The sequence below is a fragment of the Paracoccus sp. S1E-3 genome (assembly GCF_013868135.1).
Taxonomy (GTDB): Bacteria; Pseudomonadota; Alphaproteobacteria; order Rhodobacterales; family Rhodobacteraceae; genus Paracoccus.
The window spans coordinates 971,186-985,054 of sequence record NZ_JACEMU010000004.1; the positions used below are offsets into that span (position 1 = coordinate 971,186).

Below are 13,869 nucleotides of genomic sequence, written 5' to 3' on the forward strand. Positions count from 1 at the left end.
CGAGGCGCGGCCGAAATTCCGCCGCGCGACCGAATCTGCGCACCGTCAGCGTCGGATCGGCGCGTTTTCGCCCTGACGTGCCCGGCATTTCGCCCGATCCCGCGACAGGCCGTTGACCTGAGGCCAATGCAGCGTAAAGTTGCATTATCTATTTCTCGCAATTCTTATTCGCAACATGCCCCCGACCCAGCAACTGGCAAAACCGCGCGTTTCCAGCAAGTCCGGCGCCCTCAGGGTCCGGGTGCGCCGTTCGCGTGAGGAATTGCGGCAGGCGACACTGGAAGCAGCGCGCGAGATCATCATGCATGAGGGTCCCGAAGCGCTGACCGCGCGCCGGCTGGCGCAGGCTGTGGGCTATACGCCGGGCACAATCTACAACCTGTTCGAGAGTCTGCCGGACGTGCTGTGGCAGGTGAACCGCGACAACTTCGCCCGCATCGCCGAGCTGTTCGCCGACCTGCCCGGCGCGGATCCTGCCACGCGGCTGCGGGCATTGTGCACGCGCTATCTCGATCTGGTCGAGGCCGAGCCGATGGTCTTCCGCGCCCTGTTCGAAGGCCCGCGCCGGTCCGAGCTGTTCCCCGAATGGTATCTGAACGCCATTGCCGATCTGCTGACGCGGGTCGCGAACGAGTTGCGCGCGGTTGCCCCCGCCATGTCGCCCGAGGCCGCCAAAAGCGAGACCACGGCGCTTTTCGCGGCCATTCAGGGGATCGCGCAGCTGCGCTCCTCGGGGCGGCTGGAACTGCTGACCCCGGTCTCGGCCACGGTTCTGGCGGACAGCCTGGTCAAGCGGGTCCTGCGCGACGCCGCCGCGCAGAACGGCTAGACCGGCTGCGGATCAGATCAGGAACAGGTCGTCGGCCAGCGTCGAGACATCGGTGACACCCTCCAACCGGATCAGTCGGCTGGGCGTCAGATACAGCAGCATGTCACCACCGACGATTTTTGCATTGTCGAGGATCTCGGCCTTGGTCAGATCGGCATCGGCGACCGCCGCGCGATAGATCACCAGATCATCCACGTTGTCGGTGAAATCCACGAGCGTCATCTGGCCGCCGTGAAACAGGAATACGTCGGCGCCGTCGCCGCCACGCACGCGGTCCTGCCCGAAATCGACCACGATCCGGTCCGCGCCGTCGCCCCCGAACAGCCGGTCGCTGCCCGCGCCGCCACGCAAGACGTCATTGCCGGCACCGCCTTCCAGAATGTCGACGCCCCAGTCCCCATCCAGTTGGTCATTGCCGGCACCGCCGACCAGGCGATTGTCGTAGGCGGTGCCGCGCAGCGTGTCCTCGCCGGCGGTCCCGATGACATTCTCGATGCTGATCAGCCTGTCGCCGGCGGCATCGCCGGTGTTGCGCTCGGGTCTGGCCAGATCGACCAGCACACCGGTCGCGCCGATATAGACCGCGGTATCGCTGCCCGCGCCGCCGTCCAGCACATCCCGCCCGCCGCCGCCGGTCAGCCGGTCGTCGCCGGTGCCCCCGATCAGCATGTCGTCCCCGGCATTCCCGACCAGGTCGTCTTGGCCCGCCCGGCCTTCCAGCCGGTCATTGCCCCCCCGTCCGATCAGCTGGTTGTCCGCGTCCTGCCCCTTGATCACGTCATTGCCGGCCGAACCGTCGACATTCTCGATCACGGTCCGCCGCTCGATCAGCACGTTGCCGCGCAAGCCGAAGGCCGAATTGATCGAGCCGGGCGTCAGGTCGATATTGACCGCCGCGGTCTCGCCCCGGAAATTCAGCCTGTCGATGCCACTGCGATCCATGATCGTCAGCGTGAACGGCGTATCCGCCAGCGTGCCATTCGAGATCATCCGCCCGATCCGTCCATGCGCCCCGCCGGCGTTGGTATCCCAGAAATAGGTCGTATCACCTGCGCCCGCCGTCGGCTGGAGATCATACAGATTTTCAATGGCGGCGATATCGGCAGGCATCGGCGTCAGCACATAAGCGAATGATGCGCCGGTCGTGTAATTATCGTCCTGCGCGAAATAGGACATCACCGACATCTGCCAGCTGTCATTGGCGTAATGATTGTCGATGCCATAGGTCGCACGATTATTGTAATTTCCCGCATGACCCAGACCCAGCGCATGGCCGATTTCGTGCAGCCACGTCTGGGACAGATATTCTCCATACTTTGAACCGTAGGCCTGGGTAAAATCGCGGCCGACATTGACCGTCGGGTAATAGGTCGAGAACCACCACCCGTTATCCCGCGGACGGGTCCAATCCGTATAGGCGCCCGAAAAGTCATCCTGCAGCTTGATATCGGCATGACCGCCCGTCGCGAACGAGAAATTGAGCCCAAGATCCGCCCAGGCGCTGATCGCCGCACGGGCGAGAAAATCATTCGCAGCGGTCAGCGATGACAGGTCGACAGTGATCGTACTGCCCAGATTGACGGGCGTGCGCCCCGCCCAAAACCCCGAAGACAGATAATTCCCAACCTGATCAACCGTATATTTACTCATGCTCACCAACCCTTGCACATATTCCATCACCCATGCCCGATTGTCACTCGCCTCGCCAGCGAATTCGGCGGCGAATTGTCCCCCATGCCTTGCATCCGGCCTCGCCTGGCGTCATCTGTGAGATACAGGCAACAGAGAGCGATCATGGACAAGGTCAGCCTTCCCGAGCGCCCCGGCTGGCGCGACCGCGCGGCCGAACTGGGCTTCACCTTCGCCGATATGGGCGGCGAGCCGTATTGGGACGAAAGCTCGGCCTATCGCTTCTCGCTGCGCGAGGTCGAGGAGGCGATCGAAGACCCCTCGACCGAATTGCACGGTCTGGTCCGCGAGGCGGTGGCGACGGCGCTTGCCAGCGACGAATGGATGACCCGCATGGCCATCCCGCCCGAGCATTGGGATTTCGTCGCCGACAGCTGGAAGGCCGGCGAGCCGGAGCTTTATGGCCGCATGGATCTGGCCTATGACGGTCAGTGCCCGGCCAAGCTGCTGGAATACAACGCCGACACGCCGACCTCGCTTTACGAATCCGCCTCGTTCCAGTGGCTCTGGCTGGAGGAGCAGCAGCGTCTGGGCGTGCTGTCGCCCGACACTGACCAGTTCAACGCCATCCACGAAGCGCTGGCGACCCGCTGGGCCGAGATCGCCGCCCCCGGCACCGATGTCCATTTCGCCGCCGACAAGACCAATCCCGAAGATTACGCCACCGTCGAGGCCCTCGCCTGGGCCGCTCGCGAGGCGGATCTGGGCGCGCATTTCACCGATCTCGCCGGGATCGGTCTGACCGAGGAGGGCCAGTTCGCCGATGACGAGGACCGGGTGATCGGCACCCTGTTCAAGCTCTATCCGTGGGAGGACATGCTGCGCGACGATTTCGCGCGCCACCTCGCCGCGTCGGGGACGCGTTTCATCGAACCGCCGTGGAAGGCGGTGGTGTCGAACAAGGCGCTTCTGCCGCTTCTGTGGCGGCTGTTTCCCGGTCATCCAAACCTGCTGCCGGCCTTTTTCGAAGCCGATGTGGCCGAGGCCCTGCGCGGCGGCAAGCCCGCCCCCGCCACGGCCCGCGCCTTCGCCGCCGCCGAGGACACGCTGCGGGCGGGCTATGTCTCCAAGCCCATCTTCTCGCGCGAGGGCGCCGGGGTTATCATCACCGAGGCCGGACGCGAGACGGAACGCGCGCCGGACGATACCTATGACGACCACCCGCGCATCATCCAGGGGCTGGCGCGGCTGCCGGATTTCGGCGGCTTCTACCCGGTGATCGGATCCTGGATCGTCGGCCAGACCTGCGTGGGCATGGGCCTGCGCGAAGATGCCTCGCGCATCACCCACAACATGTCGCGCTTCAAGCCGCATTACATCGAGGGCTGAACATGACCGCACCGATCCGCAAACGCTCGCGCCATGTGGCGCTGTTTCTGGCCGGCGCCGCCGTGATGACACTGGCGGCCTGCGAGGAAGAAAAGACCGATGCCGCCGCCTTCCCCGATCTGGAAAGCTGCATTGCCGAGGCGAAGAACGGATCGCTGTTCTTCACCGAACAGGATTGCCAGACCCAGTTCGCGCAGGCCCAGCAGGAATATCTGGAAACCGCCCCGCGCTACGAATCTCGCGAGCTGTGCGAACAGGAACATGGCGCCGGCAATTGCGGTGGTGATCCGACCGCGCAAAACCAGCCCGGCATGGGATCCGTCTTCATGCCGCTGTTCATGGGCTACATGCTCGGCTCGATGCTGGGCGGCGGGCGCGGGGTCTTCTCGCAGCCGATGGTGCGCACCGCGCAGGGCGGCTTCTCGACACCCGCGGGCAACCAGAGCTTCGCGTCGAACCGGGGCACCGGCAAGGTCGCGACCTCGACCTTCACCAAGGCGCCTGCGACCATCGGCAAGGCGCCGATGACGGCGGCGCAGGTGTCGCAACGGGGCGGCTTCGGGGCGTCGGCGACCGCGCGCAGCACCGGCGGCACCCGCAGCACCGGCGGCATGCGCAGCGTCGGCGGCTGATCCAGGCGCCGCTGCTGCCCATACGGGAACCCGGGCGCCGTTACCGCGGCGCGGGCCGAAATCCCCAGCGCAGGAAGCGCTCGTCCGGGATAGTGCGCAGAACCTGCGCAATCAGAGCGGTGGCGGCGATGGCAAAGACCACCCGGCCCGCCAGCACGCCCCAGATATTCGCACCGACCGACATGACGATGGCGGTGTCTTCGATCACGCTGTGGGCGAACCCCATGAAAACGCAGGAAATAAACACCTGCCGGGGCGAGACCCGGCCCGAGCGCGCCTCGCGGATCAGCAGGCCGCCGCCATAGGAAACCCCGAGGAACAGCCCGACCGAGGTCAGCTCCGCCGCCTCGCCGCGGATGCCTGCCAGCCGCAGCACCGGTGCCAGCAGCCGCATCAGCCAGGCCATTAACCCGGTGACGCGCAGGATCTCCATGCCCCAGGACAGCGCCAGCAGCATCGCCAGCATCATCGCCATGGTCTTGCCCAGCCCGATGAAGAAGCCGGGCCAGCCGCCATCGGCCGCCATCGGGATCCAGGCCGGCTGCATCGGCCCCGCCAGCCAGCCGGTCGCCGTCAGAACCTGATGCAGCAGGAACGCATATAGCATCCCTCCGCCCAGCCGCAGCAGCGTGGTGACGATCAGGCCCGGCCCGGCGCGCTGGATGATCTTCTGCTCGATCGGCAGCGCATGGGCGAACAGCAGCAGCGCCGAAAAGACGGTGATGTCCGCCCCGCTGAGCGCACCCATCGGCAGCAGCACGAACACCATCGGCACCGCCGCCCAGATGCCGACCAGCATCCCCGTCAGCCAGGGCAGCCCCAGTTCCGGCGGCAGGCCGAACAGCGCCATGACCGGCGCCAACGCCGGCGCCACCGCCGCGATCAGGCCCAGCCGCGACAGGATCTCGGTGGCGATGGTGACCGGGATGATGATGCGCGCAAGCTCCCAATAAAGCAGCAGCGTCAGGCGGGTCTTGTCGAGGATGGGGTGGGACATGATCGGCTTCTCCTTCCGCCGATCTGTAACCCGAGGCAGGTGGCAGATGTGGTCAAAGATTGCGCCCTCGTGCAATATTGTTGCAAACCGGAGCCGTGACCTTGGACCGCATCGACCGCAAGCTTTTGAACCTGTTGCAGCGCGACGCCGCCCGCACCAATGCCGACCTCGCGGCCGAGGCCGGGCTGTCGCCCTCCAGCTGCCTGCGCCGCATCCGCCGGCTGCGCGAGGCTGGCATCATCGACCGCACCGTCGCCATCCTGAACCCGGCCAAGGCCGGCCGCGTCCTGAAAGCCTGGGTCACGGTCGAATTGAAGCTGCATGGCGATCAGCACATGCGTCGCTTCCTGTCGCTGGCCACGGCGGAACCGGCGGTCGCCACCGCCCATGCGGTCACCGGCAGCGTCGATGTGATCCTGATGCTGCACCTGCGCGACATGGAGGAGTTCGACGCCCTCGCCGAGCGGCTGTTCCGCGATAATACAAATGTCGCGCGCTTCTACACGATGATGGTGATCCGCACCGCCAAGGAAGACCTGTCGATCCGGCTTTAGGCCGCCAGCAGGATCACACCCAGCACCAGCACCGCGCAACCGGCCAGCCGGACCGGTCCGACCGGCTCGCGCAGAATGATCATGCCCATCAGCGCACCGACCATCATCGACATCTCGCGCATGGGCGCAACGATGCTGACCGGCGCGCCCGCCGTCAGCACCGACAGCACGATGATGTAGGACAGCGACGACAGCACCCCCACCCCAAGCGCCAGCCCCCAATAGCCGCGCATCGCCTCGATGGCGCGGCGGGGGCGGCTGGCGACCAGCGGAAGCAGCATGAGGAGGCGCAGCAGATTGGTGAACCAGTCCAGCACCACCGGGGCAACCCCCAGCGCCTTGACCGCATAGGCGTCGACAACCGTATAGCTGGCGATCAGGCCGCCCGTGGCGGTGCCCCAGCGCAGCCCCGCATGGCCGCCCGGCGTCGAAAACGCCGCCAGCCGTCCCTGGGTGGCAATCATCAGGATGCCCGCGACCACCAGCACCAGCCCCAGCAGCCCCGCCGCCGTCGGCGTCTCGCCCAGCAGCAGAAAGGCCGCCAGCGAGGACAGCATCGGCCCGGTCCCCCGCGCCACCGGATAGACCACCGACAGATCCGCGACCTGATAGCCGCGCTGCAGGAACAGGCTGTAGCCGAGATGGATCAGCGCGCTGAGCAGCACGAAACCCGCCCCCGCCCATGTCCAGATCAGCCCCCCGCGCGTCAGCAGGTAGCCGACCCATGGCCCGTAGACCACAGCCGCGACGAGCGTATAGGCGAAGACGAAATACGGCCCCGCGGCAGCGGCACGCTTGGCCAGCAGGTTCCAGCTGGCATGGATGAAGGATGCGAGAACGACCAGTAGAATCGAGACAAGCGTCATGGAGACCCCCTTTGCGCGCGGGCGCGGTTGATCTCGACGTCTCCGCCCCTGGGCTTTTATCCCTTGGGTGCAGCCACGGAACGCCCATGGTCTCTGCAACGCTCGGTCCAGCGGCGGATGGCCCGGAACCCTAGTTGCCACTCAGTCGATAGGAGCAGCATAGCCCTTGGCGTCGGGGAGTTTCAATCCCGCTTGCGGATATTCGGCGCGCGGCGCCGGCCCGCCCGCGGCGCCTAAAGCCTCTCCATGATCTTCTTCACCGCCGCCAGCGCCTCGGCTGGGGCCAGCGGCCGCTTGGGCTGGCCGGTCAGGCTGATGATGCGGTTGACGCAATTGTCGCCTTCGATGGCGCGGTGGATCAGTTCGATCAGGACCGGCCTCAGCGGCGTGTCGAGCTGCAAGCCTCGCTCGATCCGGTCAAGCAGGCCCGCCACATCGCCCGGCGTCACCGTATAGATGGTCTGCACCCCGTCATAGATATGGCCGCCGGAACGCAGCCGCGTCTGCGGGGGCCAGGGCCGGGCGGGAAGATAAAGCCGCCGCTCGGTTTCGGCGATCTTCAGCGTGTTGATGAACAGCGTCCCCATCAGCGCCGCCGCACGGTCCAGATCGTTCTCGGCGATGTCGACGACGGTGTCGCAGATCGAGGTCAGCCAGCGCGAGTTCAGCATCACCGCGACCTCAGGCCCCATCTCGGTCAGGATGCGCCAGAAGATCCGCCGCGCCACCGGGTTTTCCGCATCCCGGCGCAGGCAGACGATCGTGCAGGCCAGCACATGCGCGATGCGGGGCGAGCCGAGAAATTCAACCTCAATCCCGGCGAAATGCGCGGCGAGATCGCGGTTTCGCCCCATCCATGGCCGCTGCGCCGTTCCGGGGATGATGTCGCGCAGGAACGGCCCCAGATCCACCTCGGGATCGGGTAGCGGCAGTTCTGCCGCGTCGCCCGGCTGAGGATCGAAATAGCGGCGCCAACTGCGCGCGACAGCCGCGCGGTCGCGGCTCGACGCCGAGGGATCGGGATGGTCCATAAGCTCCTCCGCCGCCGCTGCGCCGTAATGCGCAAGCCTGTCTCCACCGCATCAGAAGGTCGAGACGGGAAACGACAAGACATTCGAGATTTTCGCAGCCCATGGCTTTCCGCGTACAGGCACCGCGATATATCCGCCCGAGGGCAAGCCGCCCACGCATCGCGGCACAGAAAAACGGCGCCGCGAGGGCGCCGCATTCCTGAAGTCCAGACTTCCATCAGGGGTGGATCAGACCGCGCCCTTGATGAAGTTCACGGCATCGCCGAAGGTCTGGATGGTTTCGGCGGCGTCGTCGGGGATCTCGATGCCGAATTCTTCTTCGAAGGCCATGACCAGCTCGACCGTGTCGAGGCTGTCCGCACCCAGATCATCGATGAACGAAGCGGTTTCGACCACCTTGTCCTCATCAACGCCGAGATGCTCGACAACGATTTTCTTCACGCGATCAGCGATATCGCTCATGTCTTTTCCTCATGTTCGCGGGCAATCGCCCAGATGTGCGGCCATGCCGCGACGCCGGGGTTTCCCCCTTGGCCTCAAGACGGGATATAGCAGCCAACCCCGCCCTTGCAACCGCTTTTGCGGCCCTTCGCCTGCCGAAAACCCTGTCGAAGGGCAGGATCAGACCATCGCCATGCCACCGTTGACATGCAGGGTTGCACCAGTGACGTAACCCGCCTCGGGGCTGGACAGATACAGCACCGCCGCCGCGATATCGGTGGCTTCGCCCATTGCGCCCGCCGGGATCTGGGTCAGGATCTTGCCCTTCTGATCGTCGTTCAGCTTGTCGGTCATGGCGGTGGCGATGAAGCCCGGCGCCACGCAGTTCACGGTGATGCCGCGGCTCGCGACCTCATAGGCCAGCGACTTCGACATCCCGACCAGACCGGCCTTGGCGGCGGCATAATTCCCCTGCCCCGGATTGCCGGTCGTTCCCACCACGCTGGTGATGTTCACAATCCGGCCCCAACGCGCCTTCATCATACCGCGCAGCACCCCCCGCATCAGCCGGAAGCTGGAGGTCAGGTTGACCTCGATCACCTGCGCCCATTCCTCGTCCGACATGCGCATGAACAGGTTGTCGCGGGTGATGCCGGCGTTATTGACCAGAATGTCGATGCCGCCCATGGCCTCGGCGGCGGCCTTCGGCAACGCCTCGACCGCCGTCGCATCGCCCAGATTGGCGGTGACGACATGGGCGCGCTCGCCCAGCGTGGCGGCGAGTTCGGCCAGCGGGGCCTCGCGCGTGCCCGACAGCGCGACGGTGGCGCCGGCGGCGTGCAAGGCCTGGGCCACGGCGCCCCCGATGCCGCCGGAAGCGCCCGTCACCAGTGCACGTTTTCCTGTCAGATCAAACATATGTCTCTCCTGTCTCGAAACAGGCGGCTTCCAGCGCCGCCCGGCAATGTATTTCGACCGTATCAAAAACCGGGGCCGCGACATTCGCCGCCGACAGCAGCAGGCCGACTTCGGTACAACCGAGTATGATGCAATCCGCGCCTGCCGCGATCAGATCCGCGGCCACCCGCTCGTAGAAGCGACGGCTGCCCGCGCGGATCTCGTTCCGGCACAGTTCATCGAAGATGATGCGGTGGATTTCGGCCCGCACCGCCGGCTCGGGGATGACCGGCGTCAGGCCCGCCGCTTCCAGACGGTCGCGGTAGAAGGGCAGCTCCATCGTGAAGGCGGTGGCGATCAGGCCGGGACGGCTCAGCCCGGCGGCGGCGATGGTGTCGGCGGTCGCATCGGCGATGTGGATGAAGGGCAGCACCGTCGCCTCGCGCACCTGATCGGCCACGATATGCATGGTGTTGGCCGCGATCAGGATCACCCCGGCGCCGGCTGCTTCCAGACCGCGCGCGGCCTCGGTCAGGACGTGGGCCGCCGCCGCCCAGTCGCCGTCCCGCTGCATCTGCGTGATGGGCGCGAAATCGACCGAATGCAGCAGGATCCGGGCCGAGTGCAGGCCGCCCATCCGTTCGGATGCGAGGCGGTTGAGGCAGGCGTAATAGCCCGCCGTCGACACCCAGGACATGCCGCCCAACATCCCGATGATCCGCATCGGCCTCAGCCCTTGAGGGCGGCGATGTCGGCTGGCGCTCCGATGTTGCGGGTGACCGCGTCCTTGCTGATGCGCTTGATCATGCCCGAGAGTGCCTTGCCCGCGCCGATTTCCCAGAATTCGGTCACGCCCGCGCCGGTCAGAAATTCGATCGATTCGCGCCAACGCACCGATCCGGTGACCTGTTCGACCAGCAGAATGCGGATGGCGCCGGGTTCGCTGACCGGCTCGGCGCGGACATTGGCGATCACCGGCACGGCGGGGGGGTGAATGTCCACGGCTGCCAGCGCATCGGCCATCGCCGCCGCCGCCGGCTGCATCAGCACCGAATGAAACGGTGCGGAAACCGGCAGCATCAGCGCCCGTTTCGCCCCGCGTTCCTTCGCCAGCGCCGCCGCGCGTTCCACAGCGTCCTTGTGACCCGAGATCACCACCTGCGCCGGATCATTGTCATTGGCGGCCTGACAGACCTCGTCGCCCGCCGCCTCGCGCGCGATTTCGTCTACGGTCGCGAAATCGAGGCCCAGAATCGCTGCCATCGCCCCGACGCCGACCGGCACCGCATCCTGCATCGCCTGCCCGCGCAGGCGCAGAAGCCGCGCCGTATCCGTCAGGCTCAGCGCGCCCGCCGCGCAGAGCGCCGAATATTCTCCCAGCGAATGCCCGGCGACATAATCGGCATCCTTGATGCCGAAGCCCTCGGCCTCCAGCGCGCGGAAGGCCGCCATGGACGTGGCCATCAGCGCCGGCTGGGCATTGCGCGTCAGCGTCAGTTCGTCGGCATCGCCTTCCCAGATCAGTTTCGAGAGGTTTTCGCCAAGCGCCTCATCAACCTCGCGAAAAACGTCCATCGCGGCGGGATAGGTTTCCGCCAGTTCACGACCCATTCCGATGGTCTGGGCGCCCTGTCCGGGAAAAACGAATGCACGCATGATCTTGACCCCTTTTAGATTTTCCCCGTCCTAACCCGCCCGTGCCGTGGCGGCAACAGAAAGGGGCGCCGACCCTTCGGCCCGCGCCCCTTCATTGCGAATGACGGTTGAAATCAGCCGACCAGTTCGAGACCGGAGAAGAAGAAGGCGATCTCGCGCGCGGCCGATTCCGGGCTGTCCGAACCGTGGACCGAGTTTTCGCCTTTCGACAGCGCGAATTCCTTGCGGATGGTGCCGGCGGCGGCTTCGGCCGGATCGGTCGCGCCCATCACTTCGCGGTTTTTCGCGATGGCGCCTTCGCCTTCCAGAACCTGCACGACGACCGGTTCCGAGGCCATGTACTCGACCAGCTCGCCATAGAACGGACGGGCAGCGTGTTCGGCGTAGAAGGCACCAGCCTCGGCCGGCGACAGGTGGATGCGCTTCGAGGCGACGACGCGCAGGCCGGCATCTTCGAATTTGGCGACGATCTTGCCGGTCAGGTTGCGCTTGGTGGCGTCGGGCTTGATGATCGAGAGGGTGCGTTCGGTGGCCATGGGATACTCCGTCAGAATGGGCGCAGGGATGCCCCGCGCGGAAATTTGTGGGCGGCGCATAGCATGCGGGCCTGATGTTGAAAAGCCGTGACGGCGGCGGCGCGCACGGCGGAAATAGGCTGTGGCCCGCACGGTTGGGGCGGGACACGCCATATGCGGACCGGCAGGTGATATCGCCCGCGGATCTGGCGGCCATAATCCAACACCCGCGACATGGCCGATGCGCCGATATCGCCCGCACAGCCGCCCGCTGTCATCACGGAGCACCCCTACCCGGCCCGCGACCTCGTCACCGGGGCCGGCCACAGCCCGCGCCGGCGAGTTGCCGCTCCAAGGACCATATCCTGACCGACTTGCGCGGCGCGCCGCAGTCCCCGCCCGCATCGCCTTCAACCCGCCTTTGCCCGCCAACCCGTTCGTGGCGAGCGCGGAACTGTCGCCAATGCGCCGCTGATACACTACCTGCGGGGGCAATCCCCTCGCCAGCCATTGACGCAAAGGCGCAGCTGCGCCATGGCAACGCCATGCTGCGTATAGATGACATCTCCTATTCCATCGCGGGCCGCCCGCTGTTCGAACATGCCTCGGCGGCGATCCCGTCGGGCCACAAGGTCGGCCTGGTCGGGCCGAATGGCACCGGCAAGACCACGCTGTTCAAGCTGCTGCGGGGCGAGCTGGCGCTGGATGGCGGCGCGATCAGCCTGCCCTCGCGCGCCAAGATCGGCGGCGTGGCGCAGGAAGCGCCGGGGACCGGGCGTTCGGTGCTGGACACGGTGCTGGACGCCGATACCGAGCGCGCCGCCCTGCTGACTGAATCCGAAACCGCCACCGATCCCCATCGCATCGCCGAGATCCAGACCCGGCTGGCCGATATCGACGCCTGGTCGGCCGAGGCCCGCGCCGCCACCATTCTGCGCGGCCTTGGCTTCTCGACCGAGGATCAGGCGCGACCCACCAGCGATTATTCGGGCGGCTGGCGGATGCGGGTGGCGCTGGCGGGGGTGCTGTTCGCGCAGCCCGATCTGCTGCTGCTGGACGAACCGACCAACTATCTCGACCTCGAAGGGGCGCTGTGGCTGGAAAGCTATCTGGCGCGTTACCCGCATACCGTCATCGTCATCAGCCATGACCGCGACCTGCTGAACCGGGCCGTGGGCCATATCCTGCATCTCGAGGACCGCAAGCTGGTGCTTTACACAGGCGGCTACGACACCTTCGCCCGCACCCGCGCCGAAAAGCGCGCGCTTCAGGCCTCCGAGGCGAAGAAACAGGAAGCCCGGCGCGCGCATCTGCAAAGCTTCGTCGATCGCTTCCGGGCCAAGGCATCCAAGGCCGTGCAGGCGCAGGCCCGCATCAAGATGCTGGCCAAAATGGAGCCGATCACCGCGCCCGAGGAGGCGAAGTTCCACCGCTTCACCTTCCCGGCGCCCGAACAGCTGTCACCCCCCATCATCGCGATGGAGGATGTGTCGGTCGGCTATGGCGACCGCGCCGTGCTGCGCCACCTGAACCTGCGCATCGATCAGGACGACCGCATCGCGCTTCTGGGCCGCAACGGTCAGGGTAAATCGACGCTGTCGAAACTGCTGGCCGAAAGGTTGGGGACGATGGCCGGGCAGATCACCCGGTCCTCGAAACTGCGCGTCGGCTACTTCGCCCAGCATCAGGTGGACGAGCTGGAACTGGACGAGACGCCGCTCGACCATATCCGCCGCCTGCGGCCAAGCGAGGCGCCCGCAAAGCTGCGCGCGCGACTGGCGGGGTTCGGCCTGATGGAGGCGCAGGCCACCACCAGGGTCGGCCAGCTTTCGGGCGGCCAGAAGGCGCGACTGTCGCTGCTGATCGCCACCATCGACGCGCCGCATCTGCTGGTGCTGGACGAACCGACCAACCACCTCGACATCGAAAGCCGCGAGGCTTTGACCGAGGCGCTGAACGACTATACCGGCGCCGTGGTGCTGGTCAGCCACGACATGCACCTGTTGTCGCTGGTGGCCGAACGGCTGTGGCTGGTCGATCAGGGCGGTGTCGCGCCCTGGCAGGGCGATCTGGACGATTACCGTGCCATGCTGCTGTCATCGTCGGACGACAAGCCCGCGCGGATGCCGGCGCCCAAGCCCGCCAAACGCGCCAGCCGCGACGAGATCCTGGAACTGCGCGCCGAAGCCCGCCGGGCCGAGGACCGCATCACCAAGCTGACCGAGATGCTCGACAGGCTGGGCGTCAAGATGGCAGATCCCAGGGTCTATGACGACCCGGTCGAGGTCGAGAAATGGGGCCGCAAACACGCCGAGGCGACCGAGGCGATGACCCGCGCCGAAGCCCTGTGGATGGAGGCGCTGGAACGGCTGGACCGGGCCGAGCGGGGCTGACGCCCCCCCACGCGGATCGGCACCGGGCCGCCATCGCCGG

14 protein-coding genes are annotated in these 13,869 nt (G+C 66.4%); 5 read left to right on the plus strand and 9 right to left on the minus strand.

The genetic code is table 11. The features are described 5' to 3' along the window. Positions 1-175: 175 nt before the first annotated feature. On the plus strand, positions 176-829 hold the full coding sequence (locus tag H1S04_RS04790) for a TetR/AcrR family transcriptional regulator (RefSeq protein WP_181744389.1): 654 nt from the start codon (positions 176-178) through the stop codon (positions 827-829). Positions 830-841: 12 nt separating this feature from the next. Here the strand turns inward: H1S04_RS04790 and H1S04_RS18875 are convergent, their stop codons facing one another. Continuing rightward, complete coding sequence (locus tag H1S04_RS18875) at positions 842-2,479, minus strand: M10 family metallopeptidase (RefSeq protein ID WP_181744390.1); 1,638 nt, start codon at positions 2,477-2,479, stop codon at positions 842-844. Between the two features lie 144 nt (positions 2,480-2,623). On the opposite strand from H1S04_RS18875, the gene H1S04_RS04800 reads away from it, so the two are divergent. Beyond that, the gene (locus tag H1S04_RS04800) at positions 2,624-3,847 is read left to right on the plus strand and encodes a glutathionylspermidine synthase family protein (protein WP_181744391.1); all 1,224 of its coding nucleotides are present in this window, start codon (positions 2,624-2,626) and stop codon (positions 3,845-3,847) included. A gap of 2 nt (positions 3,848-3,849) precedes the next feature. Then, positions 3,850-4,479: a DUF1190 domain-containing protein gene (locus H1S04_RS04805; RefSeq protein WP_181744392.1), complete on the plus strand. Its 630-nt coding sequence runs from the start codon at positions 3,850-3,852 to the stop codon at positions 4,477-4,479. A gap of 40 nt (positions 4,480-4,519) precedes the next feature. Here the strand turns inward: H1S04_RS04805 and H1S04_RS04810 are convergent, their stop codons facing one another. Further along, positions 4,520-5,476: a nucleoside recognition domain-containing protein gene (locus H1S04_RS04810; protein ID WP_181744393.1), complete on the minus strand. Its 957-nt coding sequence runs from the start codon at positions 5,474-5,476 to the stop codon at positions 4,520-4,522. 95 nt (positions 5,477-5,571) lie between these two features. Between H1S04_RS04810 and H1S04_RS04815 the strand changes: the two genes are divergently transcribed. Further along, positions 5,572-6,030, plus strand: coding sequence for an Lrp/AsnC family transcriptional regulator (locus H1S04_RS04815; protein ID WP_220185087.1), 459 nt, complete (start codon positions 5,572-5,574; stop codon positions 6,028-6,030). Here the strand turns inward: H1S04_RS04815 and H1S04_RS04820 are convergent. The 7 genes from H1S04_RS04820 to ndk all read right to left on the minus strand — a co-directional run bounded on the left by H1S04_RS04820 (position 6,027) and on the right by ndk (position 11,457). After that, the gene (locus tag H1S04_RS04820; protein ID WP_181744394.1) at positions 6,027-6,896 is read right to left on the minus strand and encodes a DMT family transporter; all 870 of its coding nucleotides are present in this window, start codon (positions 6,894-6,896) and stop codon (positions 6,027-6,029) included. The genes H1S04_RS04815 and H1S04_RS04820 overlap by 4 nt on opposite strands. Positions 6,897-7,129: 233 nt before the next feature. Next, entirely contained in the window at positions 7,130-7,927 is a 798-nt protein-coding gene (locus tag H1S04_RS04825) for a hypothetical protein (protein WP_181744395.1), read from the minus strand. Positions 7,928-8,155: 228 nt separating this feature from the next. After that, complete coding sequence (locus tag H1S04_RS04830; protein ID WP_101498706.1) at positions 8,156-8,389, minus strand: acyl carrier protein; 234 nt, start codon at positions 8,387-8,389, stop codon at positions 8,156-8,158. Positions 8,390-8,548: 159 nt separating this feature from the next. Continuing rightward, positions 8,549-9,286, minus strand: coding sequence for a 3-oxoacyl-[acyl-carrier-protein] reductase (fabG, locus tag H1S04_RS04835; RefSeq protein WP_181744396.1), 738 nt, complete (start codon positions 9,284-9,286; stop codon positions 8,549-8,551). Beyond that, complete coding sequence (locus tag H1S04_RS04840; RefSeq protein WP_181744397.1) at positions 9,279-9,989, minus strand: aspartate/glutamate racemase family protein; 711 nt, start codon at positions 9,987-9,989, stop codon at positions 9,279-9,281. Before H1S04_RS04840 ends, fabG begins: the two co-directional genes overlap by 8 nt. Positions 9,990-9,994: 5 nt before the next feature. After that, on the minus strand, positions 9,995-10,921 hold the full coding sequence (fabD, locus tag H1S04_RS04845) for an ACP S-malonyltransferase (RefSeq protein ID WP_181744398.1): 927 nt from the start codon (positions 10,919-10,921) through the stop codon (positions 9,995-9,997). A 113-nt stretch (positions 10,922-11,034) separates the two neighbouring features. Further along, positions 11,035-11,457 (minus strand): nucleoside-diphosphate kinase, encoded by a 423-nt coding sequence (gene ndk, locus H1S04_RS04850; protein WP_181744399.1) that lies wholly within the window; start codon positions 11,455-11,457, stop codon positions 11,035-11,037. A gap of 524 nt (positions 11,458-11,981) precedes the next feature. Between ndk and H1S04_RS04855 the strand changes: the two genes are divergently transcribed. Continuing rightward, the gene (locus H1S04_RS04855; RefSeq protein WP_181744400.1) at positions 11,982-13,829 is read left to right on the plus strand and encodes an ABC-F family ATP-binding cassette domain-containing protein; all 1,848 of its coding nucleotides are present in this window, start codon (positions 11,982-11,984) and stop codon (positions 13,827-13,829) included. Positions 13,830-13,869: the final 40 nt, after the last annotated feature.

What these genes read in the sequence shown, in the direction of transcription:
- H1S04_RS04790 (WP_181744389.1), top strand. Translation starts at nt 176, where the DNA reads ATGCCCCCGACCCAGCAACTGGCAAAACCGCGCGTTTCCAGCAAGTCC.
- H1S04_RS18875 (WP_181744390.1), bottom strand. Translation starts at nt 2,479, where the DNA reads ATGAGTAAATATACGGTTGATCAGGTTGGGAATTATCTGTCTTCGGGG.
- H1S04_RS04800 (WP_181744391.1), top strand. Translation starts at nt 2,624, where the DNA reads ATGGACAAGGTCAGCCTTCCCGAGCGCCCCGGCTGGCGCGACCGCGCG.
- H1S04_RS04805 (WP_181744392.1), top strand. Translation starts at nt 3,850, where the DNA reads ATGACCGCACCGATCCGCAAACGCTCGCGCCATGTGGCGCTGTTTCTG.
- H1S04_RS04810 (WP_181744393.1), bottom strand. Translation starts at nt 5,476, where the DNA reads ATGTCCCACCCCATCCTCGACAAGACCCGCCTGACGCTGCTGCTTTAT.
- H1S04_RS04820 (WP_181744394.1), bottom strand. Translation starts at nt 6,896, where the DNA reads ATGACGCTTGTCTCGATTCTACTGGTCGTTCTCGCATCCTTCATCCAT.
- H1S04_RS04825 (WP_181744395.1), bottom strand. Translation starts at nt 7,927, where the DNA reads ATGGACCATCCCGATCCCTCGGCGTCGAGCCGCGACCGCGCGGCTGTC.
- H1S04_RS04830 (WP_101498706.1), bottom strand. Translation starts at nt 8,389, where the DNA reads ATGAGCGATATCGCTGATCGCGTGAAGAAAATCGTTGTCGAGCATCTC.
- fabG (WP_181744396.1), bottom strand. Translation starts at nt 9,286, where the DNA reads ATGTTTGATCTGACAGGAAAACGTGCACTGGTGACGGGCGCTTCCGGC.
- H1S04_RS04840 (WP_181744397.1), bottom strand. Translation starts at nt 9,989, where the DNA reads ATGCGGATCATCGGGATGTTGGGCGGCATGTCCTGGGTGTCGACGGCG.
- fabD (WP_181744398.1), bottom strand. Translation starts at nt 10,921, where the DNA reads ATGCGTGCATTCGTTTTTCCCGGACAGGGCGCCCAGACCATCGGAATG.
- ndk (WP_181744399.1), bottom strand. Translation starts at nt 11,457, where the DNA reads ATGGCCACCGAACGCACCCTCTCGATCATCAAGCCCGACGCCACCAAG.
- H1S04_RS04855 (WP_181744400.1), top strand. Translation starts at nt 11,982, where the DNA reads ATGCTGCGTATAGATGACATCTCCTATTCCATCGCGGGCCGCCCGCTG.